Below are 25,399 nucleotides of genomic sequence, written 5' to 3'. Positions count from 1 at the left end.
ACTTACCTTTTTACAGCGTTTAGAATAAACTTCGGCAGCTCTTTCTTCCGCTGCTCTAAAAATTGCCGGTACTGATCTTCACTCATATCAAAAACGGTCTCTACCATAGGACGGGCAATAAGCGGAAACACGCAGAGTCCAATGGTGTTGATGATAAATTCACGGGGGTCAATCTTGCGCATAGTGCCAGATGCAATTTCAGTCTTAATTTGTTCTACAAATCGTTCTGGAATTTCAAAACCTTCTTTTCTAACAAACCCTCTGAAACGGTCGGGATGTTGATTCATCTCGTGAATCACAAAGCGCGGCAAGTGCGGATGCTTTTTAAACATCTCGTAATAGGTTTCTACCAGCTTTTCGATCTTGGGAACGAGCGCCAAATCTGCATTCAGCACTTTTAGTATTTCCGGAAAAAACTGCCGAATACTATCCTGAAATACCTTCTGAAAAAGTTTGTCCTTGCTACGGAAATAATAGTGCAGCATCGACTTGTTGATCTCTGCCTCATCGGCAATTTCCTGCATGCGTGCCCCGGAAAAACCGCGTTCCTGAAAAACCTGTTTTGCCGCTTCTAATATCTGTTCTTGGGTCTGTAATTCTTCTGACATAATTCAATTTGTTTCAAGTTCATTTGTAACCTACAGATTTCAACTAATTAATTCAACTAAATGGTTGAATTAATTAGTTTATTCATTTTATTGGAGCTTAAAATTAAAAGCTGAAACAAAGTCTATCCCGATGCATCGGGTTCCAGTATGACACGGAGGATTTACAACTTTAGAAAGGGTAATAAAAAAAACTGCCGGCGTTCTAAATTCTATCAGGTTTAGCCGGAAATCGTAATACGTTTATTCATCGGATCACAAGTTTAACGATCCGATGAACAGGTACTGCTTAACCGATCCGATACTTTAATTCTTCGATCTTGCTAAGAATTTCCCCACGATCCATTTCTTGGTATCGCTCGGGTAGCAATTCTTTGGAGGTACATTCAATAACGGCACTGAGCGTTTGGAGCTCGATTTCCTCCGGATAGGTGGGTGGAAGAAAATCGTTGAGTGCCAAATCCAAAATTTCAGGCGTTACTTCGTCGAGATCCTGTGCAGCTGCTCGGAATTTTGCTCGAGTAAGAGCTGCTTCCATATCTGCACCCGAGAAGGTTTTTAACCCCTGCTCAATAACCTGTGGTGTGTATTCTTCGGTAAGCTGCAGACCTGTTTTCTTTTTCATCGCATTAAAAAGTTCTACCCGTTCTTCTTTGGTATGAGGTGGGAACAACGCCAGGTGCTCTTCGGCTCGGCCCTGGCGTTTGAGATCCACCGGCATCAAATCGGGACGCGCAGTCATTAAAAACCAGATGATTTCACCGCGATTTCGGGTGTCGCTCATAAAGGTGGCAATCTGCGAAAAAACGCGGCTGGAAACACCACTGTCTCCGCTGGCATCGCGATCGCCAAGATAGGCATCGGCTTCATCAATCATCACTGCCACGGGGGACATCGCTTTGAGAATCCCAAGAATTTTTTCCAAGTTTCCTTCGGTCACGCCCTGCCATTGACTGCGAAAATTTTTCAATTTCACCATTGGGATACCTACCTCACTTGCAAAACAAGTCACCAAAAACGTTTTACCTGTTCCCACTGGTCCACAAACCAAATACCCCATGGGGAGTACATCCTGCCGGCCACTTTTAAGTGCCTGCACGGCATGACGAAGATGCTCTTTTACTTTCGTATGTCCTGCAACATCATCAAGCGTATATTCTGTCTCTACAAATTCAAGCAGTCCGTATGCCTCGGCTTCGATCAATTCCTTTTTTGCTTCAGATAGCCGATCGTGGGTTATTTTCTCTTTATTCTCCCGAGCATTGGAAAGAATACTACGGAGATTGATAAAATTGAGTCCCGCCGTTTGCTGGACTACTACTTTCTCACTAACCTCAGAAAACGCCTGAAATTCTTCACCTGAAGACTCAAAATCAATAAACTGCCGGCGCTGCTGTTCATCAGGAATATTAATTTTGATATCCGTTGTATAGGGATTTTGTACCAGCGTTTTATTCAGATCTGCCAGATTTTCGGTAAGCAACACCGTGGTAAAATCCGCCGCTAAAAACATGGGGTCATGCGCCCATCGCGAAAGATACACCATCGACGTACGATCTTCTGATCCACTGGCACCGGCTTCGTTCATCGGCACGATGGTATTCGCATAATCAATAATCAGGGCAATGCTCTTTTTATCATCGATGCGTACGCGAAAATACTGTTCCAGCAGCGAAAAAACGCGCACCGGATCTTTGGGCATTTTATTAGCGCAATCGGTTCCCAGCAAGGAATCACGTCCCGAAAGAGCTCTATTGAAATCTTTTTTTGACTCCCCATCCCTGAAATAAATACCTGACGACCGATCATAGAAAATGACATAATCACGCGCGCCGAAAAACTCTTCTGACAAGAACGACTTCAGCCGTACGAAATCCGACTGCTCTTTTCGCTGAAGCGGAACTAAATCATGCACATTCCCATGCAGGATAAATTGATTGATGGTACGACTGAGATATTTCTGTGCAAATTCCTGTGCCCAACCGGGATAATGATCAAACATACAATTTTCAGTTATTAGTTATCAGAAGATGCAGTTTTGGGATACCAGTCACGTGGAAATTTACTAACCTATATTTCTTTTTTGCTGCTTCTACCACACTGTGACTACCTTACTCCATTACAATCACTTTAACAGTTTCGATGCGACTTGGTGTTGCTTTACTAATGATGACTTTTTTGCCATCGATCAAAAGCTCTTCATTCACTTTGGGAATACGGCCCAGTTCATTGATGATATAACCAGCTATTGTTTCATATTCAGTAGATTCTTCTGGCAGACCAATCTCGGGAAATTTTTGAAGCAGATCTTCGATCTCGACTCCGCCACTTAAAATATAACTGTTGCCGGATAACTTTTTCAGGATTCGATCTTCGGTATCGTATTCATCCTGAATATCACCAACAACTTCCTCTAAAAGATCTTCAATGGTAATCATCCCGGCCGTACCTCCATATTCATCGATAACAATAGCTACCGAAATATTTGAGCTGCGGAATTCCGATAAGAGATCTTTCGATTTCTGTGAAGCAGGCACCAACTTAATAGGACGTATTATTTCAGAAAGATTTTCGGGATTACTAAACAGATCGTAAGCAAAAATAACCCCGATAATATCGTCAATAGATTCCTGGTAAACGGGGAGCTTTGAAAAGCCCGAAGAGATAAAAAGCTTTAACGTCTCGTCGATACTGGTATTTTTTTCAACAGCCACTATATCAGTCCGTGGTATCATCGATTCCTTCACGCGTTTGTTCGAAAGCTCAAGTACGTTGTGAAGAATTTCAGAATCATCTTTATCCAGATCATGCCCCCCCGTATCACGCAATTCTTGAAATATCAGCTCTACATCTTCTCGTCGAAATACGGTGCCCGAGCGATCCACCTCTGGGTTAATGAGCTTAATAATTAAATCCGAGGATTTATCAGCTATAAAGATAAGTGGCTTAAATAGCTGATTGCATACTTTTTGAGGAATCGCAATGATCTTCATCCACCAATCAGCATTTATACGGAATAGGGCCTTGGGGATGATTTCACCAAAAAGCATAATTACAACAGAAGCAATCACCGTTTGGATTACCAAAACCAACGCTTCGGAAGGCATGGTCCCCATCCAGCTTTGATAAATTTCGGTGATAGGCCCCACCAAAAATATCGTCATCAGGGTAGCATACACTACATTGACAACATTATTACCGACTAATGTAGTGGTTAAAAAAGTCTCCGGATTATGAATAAAATCATTTACGATACGTCCCGTCCATGAACCCTTTCGGGACTCTATCTCCAGCTTTAGTCTATTAGAACTGACAAAAGCAATCTCTGATCCCGAAAAGAAACCGCTGAGAAGAATAGTTAATATAATGAGGAGTAATTCAGTCACTTATAATAGTTTAATTTCTTAGGACAACTTCGTGTAACAATTATACCAAAAGCAGCTCTTAGAAGATCAAAGTTTCACGAAGTCTTATTTCCCTTTAAACTCGGGCTTTCGCTTTTCAAGAAATGCTGACGTTCCTTCCATACAATCTTCTGTTTCACAAAGTTCGCCAAACAGATCCGCTTCTACTTGGTAGCCAGAACGATTATCAGAATGATAAACAGCCTTGATAGCATCCCTAACAGCAATAGGACCATTTTTTAAAATATCATTTAACAGTTCTTTTGATGCTTCTACGGGATCTGCACTTACCTTGTTAACTAACCCAAGCCGTTGGGCTTCTTCGGCTTTTACTTGTTTGCCGGTTAAAATCATTTCCAAAGCTCGAGCTTTTCCGATCAACGCGGGTAAGCGCTGTGTTCCGCCGTATCCTGGGATTAAGCCTAATCCAACTTCCGGCAAGCCAAATACCGCATTTTCACCAGCTATACGCAAGTGACACGCCATGGCCAGCTCCGCACCACCGCCTAATGCATATCCGTTTACAGCAGCAATGACCGGCTTGCGGGTGTCCTCGATCAGTTGAAAAATCTGTTGTCCTTTTTGAGAAGCCATTCGTCCGGATCGGTTATCCAGCTCACGAAGCTCTTTGATATCAGCTCCAGCAACAAATGCTTTATCCCCGGCTCCTTTTACAATCACAGCATTTATTTCTTCATCTATTTGAATATCCTTAAAGACATCAGCAAGCTCATTTAATACCTCATCATTTAAAGCATTTAGCTTTTTGGGGCGATTGATAGTTACAATGGCTATGCCGCTATCATCGATTTCCAACGTAATTGTACTGAACGATTCACTCATAAACTCTTTATTCTTTAACTCGATTTGAAGTGTCAACTTTAGGATCGAGTTCTTTTTTCTGTTTTAGTTCATCTTCATTTTCTAAAAAATCAGAATCCAAATCAATATCGTCAAGATCCGAACTATAAGGTAAAATATCCTTATCTAAATCATCAATAAGCTGTGATGTTTCCTCAACCTCTTCAAGTAGATTATCGAGCTGGAATCCAATTTCTTCGGGATTACTCATCGTCATAGATTGCTCATAAATATATCGGATAGCATCCTCTATGGTTTCAAGATGCGTCTCACAGATCAAGTACTTTTCTTTGGCCACCTCAAATTTTTTGAGACGTTTTTTCAAAATCCCGACGCGCCGTGCTGTTGTTCTCTTCAACTGCTCCGATTCCATATTTTGTATCTCACGTTCTTCTTTTTGAACCTCTCGCTTTAAACTTTCTTCCACCGAGGTATCCATATATAAACGATAACGCTTATGGAGATCCAACAAGGTAAGGTAATTGGACAGAAGTTCTTTAATCTTATCACGGATATTTTCCAACAATCCCTGAGAACTGTACGGCAGCTTATCAAAATTCTCCTTTATTAGTTTGGCAAGGTGCTTTAACACTAAAAATCGTTTCTGACTTTTTTTATCCAGCTCCTGGAATGTTGATTTCTCCTTTGCGGCAGGATTTTGTTCCCGTACCTTTTTTAACTTTACATCTTTCCGGAATCGGGGCAGTCGCGGGACAATCCCCAGGTACATAAGTTCAACAGCGAATGTCATGGTAAGAATCAGGCTTGATATCAGCCCCATGCCACTCATTGCAAAAGCAGAAATAGCTGCAACCAACAGCACCCCTAAATTAATGGGATGCAAAAATGCTTCGCGTGTAAAATTTATGGAGTTATCATCACTCATAATCACTTACTCCTCTTTAAGTTCATTGTCAGACCTGTCAGATAGTGCTGTTGAATCCCTGCCAATTGTTTTATTTACCTTGATATTATTTGCCTGTTCTTCGATCTCGTTATACAGGAGCCCCATTTCCAACTTCACTTGCCGCAAGGTGTCTTTCGCTTTGGATTTCCTCATCTCCTCATCCAGCTCTTGTTCACTGACATTATCCTCATGTTCCTCTGCAAGGCTATCCATGGCCAAGTCAAGCCGGGCTTCGACCGAGGCCAGCTTATGCTTCACCGAATAAAGAAAGTCATCAAAAGAGTTCAGCATCTCGGTTTTATCCATGCTTTTGAGCGCACTGGCAATATTTTGTGTACGTTTGGCTCGTGATACGCGTTCTTTTATTTCGCGCACCTTACGATAGTGCGCCTTGTATTCTTCTTTGAGACGTTCCCGCTCACTTCTGCTGTCGTCATCCATGGCTCAAAACCATTTATTAGGATTGAGATCGTTCCTTATTGCCAATCGTTTTATCCTGTTGTTTCTCAGATGTCTGCTCATCAATTTCAATTTCTTCTTCACCGTCAGATGAGCCTACACTCTTTTCTTTTTCTGATGATGTTGTTTTGCCCATTTCAGACTTAAATTGCTCTACCAACTCATGAGCACGTAGCTTCTCCGCATTGGCTTCAATTTCCATCGTTTCAGTATCGATACTGTCTAACGCCAGCTCCATGCGAGCTTCGTTCTTAGCAGTCTGTTCATTGAGTCGGTTAACCATCTCATCATGGGTTTGATCCATTCCCCCTGTTTCAAACTGTTCCAACGCATCGGCAATTCTGCCCTGCCATTCTGCTCTTTCACTGGCACGCATGGCCTCTTTGGCCTCTTGGATCTTGCGGTCCTTCTCACGCATAAAGGCCTTCTTCACTTTCAATGCCTTTTCATAAGCCTGTTCAGCAAATTTCAGCTGCTCTTTTGAAGTCTCTAAATTCTCTTTGGCCTTCTCAAGCTGCATAGCATATCCTTCGGCGATATCATCACGATCAGCCTGAATGGCTGATTTTATTTTCGCCGTAAGATCATCAATCTTTTTCTCCAGCTTATTCACCTCTTTCTGGAGCATAATCTTATTCGCCTTTACCGTAGCGATATTTTCATTCATCTGGGGAATCTGATCATTGAGATCCCGGATATTCTGTTCCAAAATAAGTTTTGGATCTTCCATTGAACTCACGAATCCACCGAATAGCGACTTAATTGCACGAACGAATCTTTTAAACATAGTATTATTGGTTTTTGTTAGACTTTGCCCTGCCCTACTATTATATCAATATTATAATATACCTGATATTATCTAATAATGTATCAGAGTAAACTTACGTAAAGGATAGAGAAATGTTATAAAAATTTTAAAAATCCAGTTCACCCCACTCTCCTCGTATATTTTTTTATAAGATAGTATAGTTATAAAATAGTTACATCTGGCTTACCTATAAGTTGGTCAGGGTTACCCGGCGGATTACTGGGGCCTGTATTAGCTGTTCCGTTGCTAATCGTTTTAGGAGCGCCCATGCTACTCTTGGTTGCCTTAGCTCCAGTACAATCCATTTTCATTTCCGGAATGGCTACCGTGGGTTATGCCCTGCAGGGAGCCGTAGACTGGACGTTAGCCGGAATTTTAGTAGTTCCACTATTAGTTTGAACAGCAGCGGGCTGGTATATTGCCCAGCGCATTCAAGTAAAAAGACTAAAAGTTGCCTTAGCACTGGTATTGGTAGCGCTGGGTATTTACCTGATGAGAGGTGGTGCTACGCCCGGAGGCTAACCACATTAATCTCCGATGGGATGAATGCCCTCACGATCTACGCGATGTGTAATCATATCAGTACTTTCAGGTTCTGCATCCTTGATTGTAAAAGCATCTTTCAAATAATTCTTCGAGGCCTCAACAAAGTTCTCATTATTCATGTAGCCTGTAACCAAGGATTGACCTTTTTCTACTTTCGATCCAATTTTATGATGTAGCTCAATTCCCGCCGCCGGATCAATAATATCATCTTTTCTCTTACGTCCGGCCCCCAGCTCCAATGATGCCATCCCAATGCTGTAGGCATCTATTTCAGTTATATAACCTGATCGGGGCGCCTTAAAAGCAAAAGAGTACTCCGCATGATCATAAGCAGAAAAATCTTTTAAGACACTTGTATCTCCGCCCTGCTCTTCGGTGAGTTCCAGCCATTTTTCAAACGCCTGACCGTTTTCCACGGCTTTGTGACTCATTGCAATACCTTCTCCGACAGAATCGGCCTTTCCGCCCAGCATAATCATGGTTCCGGCCAGCATATGCGTAACCTCCATCACGTCATCGGGACCGTCTCCTTGCAAGCCCTCCATCGATTCCTCAATTTCAAGCCAGTTCCCCACTTTGTATCCCAGCGGCTGATTCATATTTGTCAGATAAGCCACGGTTTCTTTTCCAAAATCTTCGCCAATTGCGACCAGCGTTTCTGCCAATTTCTGCGCGTCTTCTCGCGTTTTCATAAAGGCACCTGATCCAAACTTCACATCCAATACCAAGGCATCAATACCCTCGGCCAGTTTTTTACTCATAATACTTCCAGCAATCAGCGGAATGGATTCTACCGTCGCCGTAACATCGCGCAGAGCATACAAACGCTTATCAGCCGGAGCCACTTCCTCGGTCTGTCCCGCCATCACCATCCGACACTTCGCTAAAATATCTTGATACCGATCCAGCGTCATATCCACGTTGAAACCGGGTATGGACTCCATCTTATCGAGCGTACCGCCTGTGTGTCCCAATCCGCGACCGGAAATCATCGGTACCGGCACATCATAACTGGCAACAATAGGCGCCAATATCAGGGAGAGCTTATCTCCCACCCCGCCCGTGGAATGCTTATCTACTTTTTTACCGGGGATATCACTGAGATCAAGCACGCGACCCGAATGCAGCATGGAATGAGTGAGCGAAGCCGCCTCATCCTCATTGAGTCCATTTAAATACGACGCCATCAAAAATGCACTCATCTGGTAATCCGGCACCTCATCCTTAGTGTACTCATCAATCAGATATGCAATCTCATCTCTATTGAGTTCTTTGCCGTCTCGCTTTTTTCTAATCAGTGAAACTGTATTATACCCTTTGGATGTCATAAAATGATGCCTTTATTTAATTAAATTTCTAAACTGCTACTTTTACAAAAATCTTTTGCTGTTAATTTGATGATCAACGTTTTAGCCGACAAATATCTGTATAATATAGAGGCTTATCTACCGGAAAGCATAAATTTACAACTTTTTGATCCCGCCCGTGGGTTACCGGCCGAGGTTGACCAGGCACAAGCTATGCTCATTCGCACCGTTATCCCCATAAACAAACAGACCCTGCCGAATATTCCATCGCAGCTGCAATTTATTGGAACGGGCTCCTCAGGCACCGACCACCTTGATACTGATTATCTTGGCAAACACAATGTCCGGCTTGCCAACGCTGCCGGCTGCAATGCCCGTTCGGTAGCTGAATACATTGCAACAGCACTGCTACTTTGGTCGGAAACAAGATCAAAGCAATTATCTGATCTTACGGCGGGTGTTGTAGGGGTAGGACATGTAGGCAAAAAAGTTGTAGCAATTCTGAACAAATTAGGATTGGAAACGGTAGCATACGATCCTCCGCGAGAAGAACGTGAGTCCGATTTTACCTCGTCTTCGCTGGAAAACGTATTGGATTGCGATATTTTGACCTTTCATACTCCGCTCAATCGCAACAGCAAATTTCCGACCTTTCACTGGTTGGATGACCAAAAGCTATCAGGCAATACTTTTCATTTGGTTATAAATTCAGCACGCGGAGGGGTAGTGGAGGAAAAAGCCTTGCTTGCCGCCATGAAAAAGGGAACAGTTAGAGATGCTATTATTGACACCTGGGAGAATGAGCCGGAAATCCATCTCGATAGTGCCGGAGCTGCTTTCCTAAAAACACCGCATATTGCCGGGTACTCGGTACAGGCCAAAGAAAATGCCTCTAAATTTGTTGCAGATAAGCTGATCAATTTCTTTGAATTAGATCTTCCTGTCAATACCCATGAAAATGAAAAAGTCACTTTTGCTAAAGACCTTTCCCAATTTGATTCACTTTCATCCCTATTGGCAGCACTGCATCCCATCAATAAATATGAAAACCAGTTAGAAACAATTATTAGGGAGAACCCGGAAAACCGCGGAGAGCTTTTTAACAAACTACGCGCAGAGTTTCCGCTACGGCAACAGTTTACACATATCAACCTTCCTGCCGCTTATTTTAAACGCTTTTCGGTACTTAACCCTTTGGGATTTCCAGCAATTAATTGACCCCAAAAAACTGTAGCGCATTTTCATCGGTAACAGATTCCACTTCTTCGAGTGATATATCCATCACTGCAGCCAACCGCTCGGCGGTATGTTTCACGAAAGCCGGTTCGTTGCGTTTACCGCGCTTGGGATGCGGTGCCAAATAGGGGGCGTCGGTTTCAATCATCATGTGCTCGATGGGGAGCCGGGCTACCGCCTGATCAACATTGGCATTGCGGAAGGTAAAGATGCCGCCGATACCGAGTTCCAAGCCCAAATCCAGTGCCCGCTTTCCTTCCTCAACGTTACCGGTAAACGAATGCCATATACCATTTAAACTGCCATCCTGCTCATCTTCAATTATATCAAGGAGATCAGCGGTACTGTCACGATTATGAAGCACAATCGGTTTCTGTACAGCTTTAGCCACCTTGCAATGTATCCGCAAGCTCTCTTCCTGTTCTTGTTTGTAATCGGTGCTCCAGTAGTAATCAAGTCCGGTTTCGCCCACCGCCACAAAATCATCCCGGCTGCAAAGCTCCATCAACGTCTCTTCATCCGTCCCTTTGCCTTCATTGATACTGGTTGGATGAATGCCCGCCATCTTATGGAAGCTGATCTCCGGATGGGAAAACTGATCCATTTTAGGAAGGGAGTCCAGATCGATGGCCGGCAGAAAAATATGCGAAACTCCTGTTTCGGCTGCCCGATCTAAAACGGCTTCAAGATCATCGTTAAATTGGTCGAGATACAGGTGACAATGAGTATCAATCACGATTTTTGCAAGGCTGAGTCTGTATGAAAGGTTACAAGTCGTTCCATCGGATTCTTAACAAAGATACCTGGTTTTAAATTATGCTCCTGCAGTATCCCTGTAATTAAATCTTGGTACGCAAAAGCAACCGATCCAATAAAACGCACTTCGTAATCTTGAGCGTTGCTGTAATTCATAACAATGCGCGTAATAAAACTTTCAAAACCCTCTCGTAACATTTTTTGAACAAACGGATGATCACTGTGATTACCTAAAAATGAACCATAAGAAGCAACGAAGCGACTTTTTTGATCACCGTCATACAATCCTTTTGTAATATGATCGAGCGACATATTATAATTTTCTTCGAGATCTTTCTTTAGGTCATCGGGGATTTCAAAACGAAAATATTTATTAATCAGCTTCTTACCGAAATAACCGGCACTCCCCTCATCACCCAAAATAAAGGCCAAAGAGGGAATGTGTTCAACAATTTTCTCACCGTCATAAAGACAAGAGTTGGAACCGGTCCCAAGGATACAGGCAATACCGGATTCATTCCAAAAGCATGCGCGAGCGGCCCCTAACAAATCGTGATACACATAATTATCCGAATCCGTAAAACAGGCATCGAGCGCTTCTCTTACCTCTTGATCTTTTTCATCGCTGTCGCACCCTGCCCCATAAAAGAATACCTCGTCAATTTGTTCTTCAATTTCTGGCAATAGATCTTGACGTATAACTTTTGTAATACTATCGGTAGTGTGATAATAGGGATTAAGTCCCTCTGTAAAATGGGTCTGAGTTTCATTTTCAGCAACTAAACACCATTCTGTTTTTGTAGCGCCACTATCAGCAATTAAAATACTCATGAATACCTTTCTTTTATTAATTCCGCGCCAAATCTAAGCAATTTTAACTCCATAAAACAACTGTGATTCAAGATAGAGACTATCACAAATTCTACCTATTATTAGCTGCTGTGTAAATGTATAAAAATACTTATTCGGGATGAAACTTACCTATAGCAACTATCTCAAAATCGACGAACTCCTGGAATTGCAACAGCTGCAGTCTGATCCGGAAGAACATGATGAAATGCTATTTATCATCATTCATCAAACCTACGAACTGTGGTTTAAACAGATTCTGCACGAGATGGAGAAGCTTCGTGATGATCTAAAAACAGGCAAAACCTGGGCGGCCATTAAAACGATGAAACGTATTCTAACCGTTTTAAAAACGATGGTTGCCCAAATTGACATCTTGGAAACGATGACTCCGCTGGAATTTGAGAGCTTCCGTGGTTTTTTGGATGAGGCCAGCGGATTCCAATCGGTGCAGTTTCGCGAGGTGGAAATTATATGCGGACATCGATCCGAGCATATACTCAAAGTCCACGAACACCAGCCCCAATACGTGGATCGAATGAAAGAGCGTATGGCAGAACCTACCCTCTGGGAATGTTTTTGTGAGTATCTTCAGAACAAAGGATACGACGCCGAAATGCCAAAGCGTAAACATAAGAATGGACTGCTCTACGATCCTTCAGAGAAAAACCAAGAAATTTTACTTGATATCATGCAAAACGATCAGGAAACGGCTATGCTCTGCGAGTTGTTTGTGGATTTTGATGAGGGAATGCAGGAATGGCGCTATCGCCATGTAAAAATGGTGGAACGTACCATCGGTAATAAGACGGGCACCGGCGGGTCAAGCGGTGTGGAATATTTGCGCAAAACTTTGCACCAACGCATCTTTCCCGATCTGTGGGAAATTCGATCAGAAATTTAAAATCACAGCACAAAAATTTACATCAATGTCACACGATATAGATCAACTTGCTAATAAACTGGCCCCGCATTATTCCCATTTTGATGTAAGCAACCGACTGCTTTTTACAGGTCACTCCCATCAAGCGTGGCCCGATGTTGCCAAAGAAGGTCTGCAGGAGTCCTTCGATGTTGCTGCTTCGGATGTGGACAACAAATGGGAAACAGCGTTTGAAGAAGTTGAAATGCTTCGCAATTATCTGCGCAACTTTTACGATGATCCGGATGGGATGTATTGCCTGGGACAAAATACACATCAGCTGTTAGTGTCTTGGCTTTCAAGTTTTGATCTACAAAATAAGCCTAAAATCATTACTACCGACAGCGAATTCCACTCGATGTCCCGCCAGTTAAAACGACTGAAAGAGGAAGGACTTGAAATCGTTACTGTTGATGGTCATGCCGATGATATCGTTAAACAAATTGAGAACCAAATTGATGATCGGGTATCAGCCGTAATGCTGTCGCGCGTTTATTTTAACAGTGGGATTATAAATCAGCATATCTCGGAAATTGCTCAACTTAGTCGTTCTAATGACATCCCACTGATGATTGATGACTATCACGGAACCAACGTTGTACCACTTTCTATTTCTGATGAAAACCTCGAGGATTGTTTCGTTCTAATCGGTGGTTATAAGTATCTCCAGTGGGGCGAAGGAAACTGCTTTTTGCGTTATCCCGAAAATTGTGATTTGCGTCCAGCTATTACAGGCTGGTTTGCCTCATTCAGCAAACTTGACGAATCAAAAGAGAAAGAAAAAGTATCCTACGCCGATCCTAACCAACGTTTTGCCAGCGGTACATTCGATTCTACCTCACAATTCAGAGCGGCTAAAGTCGTTCAGTTTTTTGAGAATATGGGATTGACACCGCAGGTGCTCTATAAGCAATACCAAGCACAAATAAAGTTGCTGCGAGATACTTTTTTAGATCGTAACTTTGATACTGAAGTTATTCAACTTGCCCACCAACAGCCTGTAGAAAATATTGGCGGATTCTTAGCTTTACAATCTCCCTTTGCACGAACAATCAGAGCAAAGCTAATGGAACAGGGAGTGTTTACCGATGCTCGCGGCGACATTCTTCGCTTTGGCGTAGCGCCTTATATTACGGCTCAACAGATAAGTAAAGCAATGGATGAGCTGGAAAATGTAGTATCCAAAATAAATCCTTAATGTAAGGATTCCCGATCTCAGCGATCTTACTAAATAGGCTACCATAAAGACACTAAGAACACAGGAGTGTTTTGTATCCATATCTTAACGGACTTAGTGACTTAATGGTTTTCTGAAATATTTTATGAACATAGACTGACAATACGTTGTCATTATTATTTAATATATTGACCGGTGAAAACACAAAAATCTAATTACTCTTTCATTTATGTCTGACAATAAAGATCGCGAAAAGGCACTGGAAATGGCCATCGGCCAAATCGAAAAACAGCACGGCAAAGGCACCATCATGCGACTTGGGGATGAAGCCACCCAGGATGTTCCCAGTATTTCTACCGGATCAATTATGGTAGATTATGCACTGGGTGTGGGCGGCGTTCCCCGCGGACGTGTTACCGAGATCTACGGTCCTGAAGCCAGTGGTAAAACAACACTTGCACTTCATGTTATTGCTGAAGCACAAAAAGCTGGCGGTTATGCCGCTTTCGTCGATGCCGAACATGCTTTTGATCCTCGGTATGCTAAAAATCTGGGGATTAATACCGACGAACTGCTCGTCTCACAACCCGACAGCGGTGAACAGGCGCTTGAAATTACCGAAACTCTCATCCGTTCCGCTGCCTTGGATGTAATCGTAATTGACTCTGTAGCTGCACTTGTTCCACGGGCTGAGCTCGAAGGAGAGATGGGAGATTCTCACATGGGTCTGCAAGCGCGGTTGATGTCTCAGGCGATGCGTAAAATTACCGGTATTATCAATAAAACACGAACATCGGTGATTTTTATTAACCAAATTCGTGAGAAGATTGGGGTTATGTTCGGCAACCCTGAAACAACTTCCGGCGGTCGTGCGCTTAAATTCTATTCCTCCGTCCGACTGGATATACGACGTATCGGCTCGCTCAAAAAAGGCGACGATATGGTTGGGAACCGTACCAAAGTGAAAGTGGTCAAAAACAAGGTGGCTCCTCCTTTTAAAGAAGTTGAGTTCAATATTATTTATGGCAAGGGAATTTCGCGCCTGGCCGAAGTTCTCGATATGGCGGTAGAATTTGACATCATCGAAAAACGCGGCAGCTGGTATCGCTATGATGGAGAACCTATTGGTCAGGGCACCGATAACGCCATCGAATTCCTCGAGTCTGATCCAGAGCTTGCTGAAAAAATTGAAAAGCAGGTTCGAGAACAAATGAATCCTTCTGAGGAGAGTGAAAAAGCAGAAGAAAACGGCCAGAAAAAAAATGAGGAAGAAAATTCTGACAGCGACGATTAGTGATGGGAGATGAATCAGACCAACAATTACCCGGCGTAATAAGCTCCATCAGTGTTCAAAAAAAGAACAAGGAACGCTACTCTATCTTTGTTGACGAGGAGTTTCTGATCGGTGTTTCCGAGCAGACGCTCCTCAAATTCAACTTAGCCAATGGCGATACCATCACGCATGCAATACTCAGAAAAATTGAGCGCGAAGAGGGACGATTTGCAGTAAAATCTTACATGATGAAGCGGTTGGGCAGTCGCGACCATTCCCGGAAAGAGCTGTTTACAAAAGCTATTCGCAAGGAGTATCCCAAAAATATTATTGAGAAGGTACTCGATGAATTAGAAGAAAAGGGCTACCTAAATGATGAAAGCTTTGCTGTAAAGTTTGCTCAAGATAAAAGTCATCTGAACAAATGGGGACCTAATAAAATAAAGGCACACCTCTATAAAAAGGGAATATCGGGCACTGTAGCCGAGCGGAGTATCCAAAAAGTATTTGAGAATAAAAATATCAAAGAGGTTTTGTTACATTTGGTTTTAAAGGGAAAAAGACGCTTTTTGAGAGAAGAAGACCTCTATAAAAGAAAGAAAAAGGTCGTTGATCATCTGGCCCGAAAAGGATATCGATCTTCAAGTATCTATAAACACATCGATGAGTTAATGAAAGCCATTGAGCAATGAAAAACATTACTCTTGAACGTGTCATAAAATCGATGCTGGGTCTTGCAGGTATTGCTGTTATTAGCTACCTGCTATTTAGATATGGTACCTTGGTGGGTTATGCAATTGTTGCCATGATATTTAGTTATATTCTTGATCCGCTGGTAAATCGGATGCAATCGGCCGGCATGAATCGAACCTTTTCTATTACGCTAACCTTAAGCTCACTGGCCCTTATTCTCGTTTGGATTTCAACCAATGTTATTCCCATTGTGGCAAACCAAATGGTAGAACTGGCCAGCCAGCTAAATATGGAGAATATTCAAAGCATCACACAAAAAATTGACCATCAGCTTAGTCAAAAGTTTACCTTCATCCCCGAAGAATTTTTGAGCTCGAATATAGCTTCAGTATTGCAAGAGCTATTTGATGTTGGAGAAATTCCTTCGGCACTGAGTAATATCATTGGTATTTTTACCAACATTTTTTATGCCACTTTAATAATCCCACTGGCCACCTTTTTCTTTCTGAAGGATGGTACAAAAATTCGGCGCGATCTCCTCAAGGTTGTTCCCAACAAATATTTTGAGACGACCCTCAGTTTAATTGACAAAATTGAAAGCCGGCTGGGACTCTATTTTCGAGGGGTGATGTTGCAAAGTCTGATCATTGCTTTTACATCTTGGGTAGGTCTCTCTATCGTTGGCCTTAATAACTCTTTATCGGTTGGTATTGTGGTGGGAATTGCCAATACCATTCCCTACTTCGGACCTATCATCGGATATATTTTATCAATTATCGTTTCCATTATTGAAATTGGGGATTTTTCTCTTGTTCTGCCTTGTATTCTTGCCATACTTGCCGTTCAAATTCTTGATAACGTTATTCTACAACCACTTATCTTCTCTCGTTCTGCAGATATTCATCCGGTAGCCATCCTGTTTATTATTATGATTGGTGCCGAAACTGCCGGTATTCTTGGAATGTTAGTCGCAGTACCCATAGCAACAATCATTAAAATTACATTTAACCAGATTAGCTGGAGCTTTAATAATTACTACGTTTTTCGAGCGGGCAATTCTCCCGAAGCAGAATAACTCATCACAAATTGACACTTAATCTGTCTGCTTTTTTATTTATCTTTGCGAGCAAAACGATAACTATTTCGCTCCATTATCTTGATTAATATTGTAGTATTTGCCTCGGGATCGGGTACGAATTTTCAAGCCATTATTGATGCAATCGAAAGCGGCCAGATCAATGGACGTATTGTTGGTCTTGTCACCAATAAAAAAGACATCCAAGCCATTGATCGCGCTCAAAAACACAATATTAATCACAAGTATTTAACTCCCTCCGATTTTTCTTCTTATCCCGATTATGTTAAAGCCTTGCTCAGGCAACTTGAAGAATGGGATACACAGCTTATTGCCCTGGCAGGCTACATGATCAAGGTTCCATCAGAAATAATTGACAAGTATGAGAATCGTATTGTGAACATCCATCCTTCCCTGTTGCCTAAATATGGAGGAAAAGGATTTTATGGGATGAATGTGCATCAGGCCGTCATCAGCAATGACGAGCCGGAATCGGGTTGTACAGTTCATTTAGTGACTGAAGAATACGATCAGGGACCCATATTGGGACAGCGAAAAGTGCCGGTTAGAAAATCAGACGATCCCGAATCGCTGGCACAACGAATTTTAAAAGAGGAGCATAAACTTTTTCCCGAAGTCATAGCGAAATTAGCTGATCAACTTAACGAGAAATCTAATACTTAATTACATTTTCCATCGTGTCATTACAACCACTCGACTCTCTCCCCAAGAACCCGTTAAAGATTAAAAGAGCACTTCTCTCCGTCTCGGACAAAACAGGCATTGTAGAGCTTGCACAGCAGCTGCATCAATCAGATGTAGAAATTATCTCCACCGGTGGAACAGCTCAGAAAATACGTGAAGCCGGTATTCCCGCGACCGATGTCAGCGACGTTACCGGATTTAAAGAGTGCCTCGACGGGCGCGTAAAGACGCTTCATCCCATTATCCACGGCGGCATACTCGGGCGTACCAGCCATCAACCCGATGTAGATGAGATGGATAAACTTGATATCAAACCCATTGAGCTCGTGGTCGTCAACTTATATCCTTTTGAAGAAACAATAGCAGACCCCGATTGCACTCCTGCCCTTGCGACCGAGAATATTGATATTGGCGGTCCAACAATGATTCGTGCCGCAGCGAAAAATTTTGCTCATGTTTGTGTACTGACATCCCCAAATCAATACCAGGCATTTACTCAGCAACTCGAAGAAAAGAACGAAATTTCATTTAAAAATCGTCAAAAGTGGGCCAAAACAGCTTTTAACCATACCGCTCATTATGATGCTGCCATTGCCAACTATTTTAATGATCTGCATAAAAGTGACGAAGAATTACCACAACAGCTGAATATTTCACTGCCAAAATCACAACCGCTTCGATACGGCGAAAATCCTCATCAAAAAGCCGCAGTATACGGCAATCAAAAAGAGTTTATTGACTGTTTCCACGGCAAGCAACTTAGCTATAACAACTTCACTGATGTAGATGCAGCCCTGAATCTCATTGCTGATTTTCAAAATGATAAACCTACATGTGCTATCTTTAAACACACCGTTCCGTGTGGCGTAGCATTTTCTGACAAGCTGGATAAAGCTTGGGACAAAGCTTTTGCCACTGATACCATGTCCCCTTTTGGAGGTATCGTGGTGGTCAATAAAGAACTGGATATTGATACCGCCCAAAAGATTGATGAAATATTTACGGAAATTATCATTGCTCCATCTTACAGCAAAGAGGCGTTAGAACTTCTTCAGCAGAAGAAAAACAGGAGACTTATCCGCATCAAAAAGCTTCCAAATACTGTACAAGACCTTCAATTCAGATCAATTTTCGGAGGGGCTTTAAGTCAGGAAGCAGATGGTAAAACCATCAGTAGCGAAGAGTTGAAAACAGTAACCGAAAGAGAACCTACAGAACAGGAGATCGAAGATCTGCTGTTTTCCTGGAAAGTTGTGAAACATGTTAAGTCAAATGCGATTGTATATGCAAGGGATGGGCAGACAATTGGCATCGGTACGGGGCAGACGAGTCGAGTTGAAGCATCAGAAATTGCCATTGCCAAAGCAAAACAAGAAGGACTCTCACTGGAGGACACTGTTATCGCCTCAGATGCCTTTTTCCCCTTTGCCGATGGAGTAGAAGCCGCAGCCCAAGCAGGAGCAGCCTGTGTAATCCAGCCCGGTGGCAGTATTCGTGATGAAGAAGTTATTGAAGCTGCTGACAAATTGGGGTTGGCTATGGTCTTTACCGGCAACAGACATTTTAGGCACTAAAATAATCAACAATTTGGTTTTTACTTTTAATCCTGATTAATTCGCAAATAGACGTACAAAATTGTATTTTCTTTCTCTGAAATTTATTCAGGCGATCAACTTGATTACAATTAGCTCATCTACATAACATAATCATGAATAAACACGCATCTAAAAAGAAGAAAGACCAGCAAAATGCTGGCTGGTTTGATTGGTTATATACCGACATAGCTATTGACCTCGGAACCGCTAATACGCTCATCTACTCGCGTGGCGAAGGCATCGTACTTAATGAACCTTCTATCGTAGCGCTGAACTCTCAAAATGAGCCGGTAGCAACGGGTCACGAAGCCCGACTGATGCACGAAAAAACACACAAGAACATTCGTACCGTGCGCCCGCTCCGTGATGGCGTCATTGCTGATTTTGAAGTAGCTGAGCAGATGATTCGCGGCATGATTGATAAAGTTAAAATGAAATGGTACTCAAGCACTCGTCAGATGGTGGTATGTGTACCCAGCGGCATTACCGAAGTAGAGCGTCGTGCCGTTCGTGACAGTGCCGAACATGCCGGAGCTAAAGAAGTACATTTGGTAGACGAACCGATGGCAGCTGCTATCGGCATTGGGCTGAATGTTCATGAACCTATCGGAAATATGATTGTGGACATCGGCGGTGGCACCACCGAAATTGCTGTTATTGCACTTTCGGGTATCGTTTATGCACAGTCAGTACGCTTGGGCGGTGATGAACTTAATGATGATATCATCAATTATTTTCGGCGCAATCACAACCTGTTAATTGGTGAGCGTACCGCTGAAAAAATAAAGTGTGAAATAGGTTCTGCAGCTCCACTGGATGAAGAGCTGGATATGGAAACCAAAGGTCGTGATTTAGTCAACGGTGTCCCCCGAATTCGTCACGTTTCATCGAAAGACGTTCGAGAAGCAATCTCCGAATCCGTTAACACTATTGTAGAATCTATAACGAAATCACTTGAGCAAACGCCTCCCGAGCTTTCGGCTGATATCCTTGATCGCGGTATCATGCTAACCGGTGGCGGTGCAAAGCTCAAGAATCTTGATAGGTTGATTATTGAAACAACGGATCTTCCTGTTCATATTGCCGAAGATCCACTGACGGCTGTGGTACGCGGAACGGGAGCAATTCTTGAAGACATTGAATATTATAGAACGGTTATTTCCTAAACCCAGAGAAGGTGAATGCGATTCAAACTTCCCAGCATAGCTGATGCGAAAGATCATATAATAACAGCGCTTATTCTGATTATTGCGGTAGCGCTGATGATTGGACGATATCAGGGTGGACTCAATAATCTTCGCAAAGCATCGATTACAGTATTCAGCTATCTCGAAGAGCCGCTCTCAAATGTTCGGGTATACCGACAAGCCATAAATACGAATACCTATCTGAGGAAACAAAATGTTTTGCTTTTAGATGAGCTAAGCCGTCTCAGAGCAGCCGAAAAACGCAATGAAAAGCTTCGAGAACTGCTACAATTCAGTAGTGAGAGCAATTTAAGCTTATATCCGGTTCAGATAGTGGGCAAAGAGCTTAACCAAATTACCAATTCTCTTACTGTAGATGCCGGACAGGAAGAAGGGATTACCAATGGTATGCCTATGGTTTCATCTGAAGGGCTCGTGGGTAAAGTGATCTTAACAGCAAACGGATATTCTCAGATTATGCCCTATTTCAACACCCTATTTCGAGTAAGTGCAAAACTTCAGCAATCCAACGCCTACGGCATAGTTTCTTGGGATGGGGAAAACATCAATGAACTACAACTCAATTATGTTCCTCAAACTACCGAGGTTGATACCGGGGAAGTTGTGGTCACCTCGGGATACAGCAACCAGTTTCCGCCTGATATTCCCATCGGAAAAGTATTAAGAACCGAACCACAGGCGGGGAAAGAAACCCAACGCGTATATATTGAACCCTTTGTGAACCTGTTTGAGATAGCCGAAGGCTTTATTGTAAAATTTAAGCCAGATACTACCTTTCAAAAACTGAATGAAGATTATGAAAATCTTTTACAATGAATCCTGAACGTTTTAAAAATTTTGGCATCGGGTTTGGCTTTCTTTTGATTCAATTCATGCTTTTCCGGCATCTTAAAATCATGCAAATCCAGCCCGATCTGTTACTTATTTTTTTGGTATGGTATATGGCTCGAAAAGACCGGACGGCCGCTTTACTTATGGCTGCAGGATTGGGTTTTTTACAAGATGCTATGCTCGATTTATGGGGACTAAATATGTTCTCAAAAACGTTATTAGTATTCATGACCTACAACTTTATCCCAAGAGGCTCAAAAAAACAATTGCTCATTGGACAGGTGTTTTTGACTATTGCCATTGCAGCAGTAATTCATAATCTCATATTCCTTGGTCTCAATTTCGCTATTGAAAGCTATACCGGAGAACAGTATTTCTGGCGACACCTTATCGGCAGTAGCCTGTATACTGCTTTTTTAGCAAGTTTTATTCAATTATTTAGAACAAATTAATCCAATGCACTCCCGAAATAAAATACGTACCCAAACCTCCCTCCGGGTAATACAAGTATGTATTATTGTTTTGGGACTTATCATTTTGGGAAGATTATTCCAGTTACAGATACTTAACTATGATACCTATAATCCTCTGAGTCGTGAAAACTCGCTTCGCCAAGAAGTTGTCAACCCTGCCCGGGGGTTAATCTATGATCGTAATGGTAACCTGATTGTAGATAACCAACCAATTTACACCATAACTGTAACACCGGCCAGTTACGATCCCAAGAACACTCCTATCTTGGCTGAACTTATGGATGTGCCAGTAGAAGAGGTCAAAAAAAGAGTACAGGAGGCCCGTGACTACTCTTATTATCGTTCATCCCGTATTTTTACCGAGGTCGATTTTGAAACCTTTTCTATCATTCAAGAAAGTATTTGGCAGCTCCCGGGCGTAGGTCACCAAATTGAAAGCAAACGCGATTATCCTGTAGATAGTCTAAAAGCATCACACATTTTGGGATATTTGCGTGAAGTATCCAAGGAAGAATATCTGAGAACACAAAGTTACCATCTCGGTGATAGAACGGGCAAAAGTGGTCTCGAAATGGCCTACGAAGAACACTTGCGGGGCACTATCGGTACCAACTATATTAAAGTTAATGCCATGGGACAAAATATGGGATCGTATCAAGATGGAGCCATAGATGAAAGCCCTAAAAAAGGATCTGATTTATATACTACAATCGATACCGAACTGCAGCTCTTGGCCGAAGATCTTATGCAAGGCAAAGAAGGGGCGGTGGTAGCAATAAATCCAGATAACGGCGCAGTACTTAGCATGGTAAGTGCTCCTGAATATAATATCAGAAAGCTATCAGGGCGTCTTGACAGAACATATTGGGATAGCATCAATGCGGACACGACCAATCCACTATATAATCGTGCAATATCCGGGAAACAACCCCCCGGCTCTACATTTAAACCACTTATGGCCCTGATGGGATTGGAACTCGGAATTATTACTCCCCAAACCGAAATTGACAATCCGGGTTACTACTCCCGTGGACGCCGATACAACGACTTGGCCGACCCCGGAAAATATGATGTCGGAAAAGCTCTTCAGGAGTCCAGCAATACCTTCTTCTTTTGGTTGATGGATAAAATTGCCACTCAACAAGGACTCGATAAATGGCACGAATTAGCTACTTCGTTTGGATTGGGACAGCTAAACAATATCGATATACCCAACGAGGTGACAGGAACCATTCCGGACAGTACATTTTTTAATCGTGTACTGGGCGAAGGCAAATGGGGAATTGGCGATCAGCTTAGCCTGGGCGTTGGCCAGGGATTTGTAGCCGTATCTCCCTTACAAATGGCACTGGTAGCAGCTCAAATTGGAAACAGCGGCTATAAAGTCCAACCCCATTTTGTTAGCACAATTCGCCAAAATGATGGTACAACAATGTTGACCAATCCCGAAAAGGAAAAAATTGACTGGGTTGATCCCCAAGATATAGCAGTCGTAAAAGACGGTATGCGCAGAGTTGTTACCGATGGCAGCGGCCGCTACTATGCCAACTTGGATAGCGTTAAAGTTGCCGGAAAAACGGGAACCGCCCAAAATCCACATGGCCAGGATCACGGTTGGTTTATTAGTTTTGCTCCGGTAGATGACCCTAAAATCGCTCTTGCCGTTCTTGTTGAAAATGGAGGCTACGGATCTATCTCAGCTGCCCCGATCGCCTCACTTCTTATTGAACAGTATTTAACAGGAGAAATAGATCGATCGTATGTATATAACTATGTGAAGACTTTTGAACCCAGAAAACAAATAACCGATGAAGATGAGGAAGAAAACCTAGATGATCAATCTCAAGGAACTTAGCTGGTCGCTCGTTACAATTTGGGCAAGCCTTATTGCCGTGGGTTTGGTGGCTATATACAGTGCCACGCAGGGCCCGGTAGCTGAATTTTTACCCAGCTATATTCAATTTAATTTCTATAAACAATTGATCTCTTTTGGCATTGCTATACTTCTTTTAATAGGACTTCAATTTATCAATCCCCGGACCTTTCAAGAGGGCTCTTACATATTTTACGGGCTTGGAATCCTGTTAATGATTCTCACGCTTTTAATCGGGAAAGAAGTTAACGGTGCGAGAAGCTGGCTTGTATTGGGACCTTTCAACCTGCAAGTAAGTGAACTGATGAAAATTGCTACCATCCTTGCTGTAGCTAATTATTTAACCAGCGGACGTAATATATCAGCAGAGAATCTAAAATCAGCAATTATTGCGGTTTCCCTTATAGTCCTACCAGCTGTCTTAATTATTCTGCAAAATGATATGGGGACGGCTATTATCTTTTTTGCATTAATACCGGTGGTGCTGTTTTGGTCGGGACTGCCTTACGGTATCTCCCTCTTTATAATTTCTCCTGCCATCATCGGCTACCTCACTATTATCTCATGGTACTGGGGACTTATTGCCGCAATAATTATTACACTCGCAATTTTTATGCTTCAGCGGAGAACATGGTTAACATTTACCTCATTTGTTACTGGAGTTTTACTTGTTATTGGCATTCAGGTTGCTCTCAATCAAGTATTACAACCTCATCAACGTGCCCGGATAGAAGCTTTTACCAATCCTTCATTTGATCCTCAAGGAGCAGGCTGGAACGTTATCCAAGCCAAAACAGCAATAGGCTCGGGAGGAATTTACGGCAAAGGTTTTCTTGAGGGAACACAAACACAACTGCGCTTTTTACCCGAGCAATGGACCGACTTTATTTTCTGCGTAATTGGAGAAGAGTTCGGATTTGTTGGAGCCGGATTTACAGTTCTATTACTGCTTGCGCTTACATTACGACTACTGCGAATGGCTGCTGTCCACAAACACCCTTTTGCGCGGCTTGTCATAGTAGGTGTGTTAACTGTTTTCTTCACTCATTTCTTCATCAATGTAGGATCAGCCACTGGCTTATTACCCGTAATTGGCATTCCCCTGCCTTTTATCAGCTATGGAGGTTCCGCTCTCATCACCAATACCCTGATGTTGGGGATCTGTTTAAATCTCGATTTCTATAAACGACAGTTCAGCATCTACCGGTAACTGTTACTTTTCGAACTGCTTATCGGTACGCAAATTAAAACTCTGCCGATGAAATTTTGTAGCCCCGTGCTTTTTTAAGCCTTTAAAATGCTTCGCTGTTGGATATCCTACATTTGTATCCCAACCGTAATGGGGATATTCTTCATGAAGCTTAATCATCCACTCATCACGATATACCTTTGCAATTATCGAGGCCGCAGCAATGCTCATTGATCGATCATCTCCCCCAACAATACATTTGTGCGGGCATAATCCCGAGCTAAATCGATTCCCATCAACCAACAAGTAATCCGGATTGGCATCTTCAGCTTCGGCGCATTTTGTCATTGCTTTAATAGAGGCATGCAAGATATTCAGCTCATCAATCTCGGAAGGGTTACACCATTGAATAGTCCAATACAATGCCTCTTTTTTAATCTGTTTTGTTAGTTTCTTGCGCTCAGCAAGGGTAAGCTTTTTACTGTCACGAATTGCTTCTACAAAAGTCCCCGGCTCAAAAATAACGCCCGCCGCTACCACCGGTCCCGATAGACAACCACGTCCCACTTCATCTAATCCCATTACTCGTTCATATTCTTCTCCCCAAAGTTGACGTTCGAACATGATACGGTCTGTGGACTCCGCGT

At 42.6% G+C, this 25,399-nt stretch carries 25 protein-coding genes; 13 read left to right on the top strand and 12 right to left on the bottom strand.

Annotated features, from left to right (window positions below):
- Positions 1-2: 2 nt before the first annotated feature.
- From CK503_RS11790 to CK503_RS11755, 9 genes are all read right to left on the bottom strand, one after another.
- Entirely contained in the window at positions 3-608 is a 606-nt protein-coding gene (locus tag CK503_RS11790; protein ID WP_095607023.1) for a TetR/AcrR family transcriptional regulator, read from the bottom strand.
- A 286-nt stretch (positions 609-894) separates the two neighbouring features.
- On the bottom strand, positions 895-2,607 hold the full coding sequence (locus CK503_RS11785) for an ATP-binding protein (protein ID WP_095607022.1): 1,713 nt from the start codon (positions 2,605-2,607) through the stop codon (positions 895-897).
- Positions 2,608-2,716: 109 nt separating this feature from the next.
- Positions 2,717-3,991 (bottom strand): hemolysin family protein, encoded by a 1,275-nt coding sequence (locus CK503_RS11780; protein WP_095607021.1) that lies wholly within the window; start codon positions 3,989-3,991, stop codon positions 2,717-2,719.
- 84 nt (positions 3,992-4,075) lie between these two features.
- Positions 4,076-4,852, bottom strand: a complete 777-nt coding sequence (locus CK503_RS11775) for an enoyl-CoA hydratase/isomerase family protein (protein ID WP_095607020.1) — start codon at positions 4,850-4,852, stop codon at positions 4,076-4,078.
- A 7-nt stretch (positions 4,853-4,859) separates the two neighbouring features.
- A complete protein-coding gene (locus CK503_RS11770) occupies positions 4,860-5,756 on the bottom strand; it encodes a hypothetical protein (protein ID WP_176466304.1) in 897 nt (298 codons plus the stop codon).
- Between the two features lie 6 nt (positions 5,757-5,762).
- The gene (locus tag CK503_RS11765; protein ID WP_095607019.1) at positions 5,763-6,218 is read right to left on the bottom strand and encodes a hypothetical protein; all 456 of its coding nucleotides are present in this window, start codon (positions 6,216-6,218) and stop codon (positions 5,763-5,765) included.
- A 16-nt stretch (positions 6,219-6,234) separates the two neighbouring features.
- Positions 6,235-7,023: a PspA/IM30 family protein gene (locus CK503_RS11760; RefSeq protein WP_095607018.1), complete on the bottom strand. Its 789-nt coding sequence runs from the start codon at positions 7,021-7,023 to the stop codon at positions 6,235-6,237.
- Between the two features lie 182 nt (positions 7,024-7,205).
- A complete protein-coding gene (locus CK503_RS16150; RefSeq protein ID WP_176466303.1) occupies positions 7,206-7,349 on the bottom strand; it encodes a hypothetical protein in 144 nt (47 codons plus the stop codon).
- A gap of 222 nt (positions 7,350-7,571) precedes the next feature.
- Positions 7,572-8,918, bottom strand: coding sequence for a thymidine phosphorylase (locus tag CK503_RS11755; RefSeq protein WP_095607017.1), 1,347 nt, complete (start codon positions 8,916-8,918; stop codon positions 7,572-7,574).
- A gap of 69 nt (positions 8,919-8,987) precedes the next feature.
- Here CK503_RS11755 and CK503_RS11750 point away from each other — a divergent pair, with 69 nt between their 5' ends.
- Complete coding sequence (locus CK503_RS11750) at positions 8,988-10,115, top strand: NAD(P)-dependent oxidoreductase (protein WP_095607016.1); 1,128 nt, start codon at positions 8,988-8,990, stop codon at positions 10,113-10,115.
- Here the strand turns inward: CK503_RS11750 and CK503_RS11745 are convergent.
- Both CK503_RS11745 and CK503_RS11740 read right to left on the bottom strand, forming a co-directional pair.
- A complete protein-coding gene (locus CK503_RS11745) occupies positions 10,108-10,869 on the bottom strand; it encodes a TatD family hydrolase (RefSeq protein ID WP_095607015.1) in 762 nt (253 codons plus the stop codon). The two genes, CK503_RS11750 and CK503_RS11745, sit on opposite strands and share 8 nt — an antisense overlap.
- On the bottom strand, positions 10,866-11,720 hold the full coding sequence (locus tag CK503_RS11740; RefSeq protein ID WP_095607014.1) for a hypothetical protein: 855 nt from the start codon (positions 11,718-11,720) through the stop codon (positions 10,866-10,868). The genes CK503_RS11745 and CK503_RS11740 overlap by 4 nt, the downstream gene beginning before the upstream one ends.
- 139 nt (positions 11,721-11,859) lie before the next feature.
- Between CK503_RS11740 and CK503_RS11735 the strand changes: the two genes are divergently transcribed.
- The 12 genes from CK503_RS11735 to rodA all read left to right on the top strand — a co-directional run bounded on the left by CK503_RS11735 (position 11,860) and on the right by rodA (position 24,773).
- Entirely contained in the window at positions 11,860-12,642 is a 783-nt protein-coding gene (locus CK503_RS11735; protein ID WP_095607013.1) for a tryptophan 2,3-dioxygenase, read from the top strand.
- 25 nt (positions 12,643-12,667) lie between these two features.
- A complete protein-coding gene (locus CK503_RS11730) occupies positions 12,668-13,858 on the top strand; it encodes an aminotransferase class V-fold PLP-dependent enzyme (RefSeq protein WP_095607012.1) in 1,191 nt (396 codons plus the stop codon).
- 208 nt (positions 13,859-14,066) lie between these two features.
- The gene (gene recA / locus CK503_RS11725) at positions 14,067-15,131 is read left to right on the top strand and encodes a recombinase RecA (RefSeq protein ID WP_095607011.1); all 1,065 of its coding nucleotides are present in this window, start codon (positions 14,067-14,069) and stop codon (positions 15,129-15,131) included.
- A gap of 2 nt (positions 15,132-15,133) precedes the next feature.
- Positions 15,134-15,802 carry a regulatory protein RecX gene (locus CK503_RS11720; protein WP_095607010.1) on the top strand — a complete coding sequence of 223 codons (669 nt, stop codon included), beginning with the start codon at positions 15,134-15,136 and terminating at the stop codon, positions 15,800-15,802.
- Positions 15,799-16,878 carry an AI-2E family transporter gene (locus tag CK503_RS11715; RefSeq protein WP_095607009.1) on the top strand — a complete coding sequence of 360 codons (1,080 nt, stop codon included), beginning with the start codon at positions 15,799-15,801 and terminating at the stop codon, positions 16,876-16,878. Before CK503_RS11720 ends, CK503_RS11715 begins: the two co-directional genes overlap by 4 nt.
- An 81-nt stretch (positions 16,879-16,959) precedes the next feature.
- Complete coding sequence (purN, locus tag CK503_RS11710; RefSeq protein WP_095607008.1) at positions 16,960-17,562, top strand: phosphoribosylglycinamide formyltransferase; 603 nt, start codon at positions 16,960-16,962, stop codon at positions 17,560-17,562.
- A gap of 14 nt (positions 17,563-17,576) precedes the next feature.
- A complete protein-coding gene (purH, locus tag CK503_RS11705; protein ID WP_095607007.1) occupies positions 17,577-19,157 on the top strand; it encodes a bifunctional phosphoribosylaminoimidazolecarboxamide formyltransferase/IMP cyclohydrolase in 1,581 nt (526 codons plus the stop codon).
- Between the two features lie 134 nt (positions 19,158-19,291).
- Positions 19,292-20,344 carry a rod shape-determining protein gene (locus CK503_RS11700; protein ID WP_255233405.1) on the top strand — a complete coding sequence of 351 codons (1,053 nt, stop codon included), beginning with the start codon at positions 19,292-19,294 and terminating at the stop codon, positions 20,342-20,344.
- Positions 20,345-20,359: 15 nt separating this feature from the next.
- Positions 20,360-21,202 (top strand): rod shape-determining protein MreC, encoded by an 843-nt coding sequence (gene mreC / locus CK503_RS11695; protein WP_255233404.1) that lies wholly within the window; start codon positions 20,360-20,362, stop codon positions 21,200-21,202.
- Entirely contained in the window at positions 21,199-21,669 is a 471-nt protein-coding gene (gene mreD, locus CK503_RS11690) for a rod shape-determining protein MreD (protein WP_095607006.1), read from the top strand. The genes mreC and mreD overlap by 4 nt, the downstream gene beginning before the upstream one ends.
- A gap of 4 nt (positions 21,670-21,673) precedes the next feature.
- Complete coding sequence (gene mrdA, locus CK503_RS11685; protein ID WP_095607005.1) at positions 21,674-23,545, top strand: penicillin-binding protein 2; 1,872 nt, start codon at positions 21,674-21,676, stop codon at positions 23,543-23,545.
- Entirely contained in the window at positions 23,523-24,773 is a 1,251-nt protein-coding gene (rodA, locus tag CK503_RS11680) for a rod shape-determining protein RodA (RefSeq protein WP_095607004.1), read from the top strand. The genes mrdA and rodA overlap by 23 nt, the downstream gene beginning before the upstream one ends.
- A gap of 3 nt (positions 24,774-24,776) precedes the next feature.
- On the opposite strand, the gene rnhB is transcribed toward rodA, so the two are convergent.
- Positions 24,777-25,376, bottom strand: coding sequence for a ribonuclease HII (gene rnhB / locus CK503_RS11675; protein WP_095607003.1), 600 nt, complete (start codon positions 25,374-25,376; stop codon positions 24,777-24,779).
- Between the last annotated feature and the right edge of the window lie 23 nt (positions 25,377-25,399).

The organism is Fodinibius salipaludis (assembly GCF_002287075.1).
GTDB classification, from domain to species: domain Bacteria; phylum Bacteroidota; class Rhodothermia; order Balneolales; family Balneolaceae; genus Fodinibius; species Fodinibius salipaludis.
This window is presented reverse-complemented; position numbering and strand designations above follow the sequence as displayed.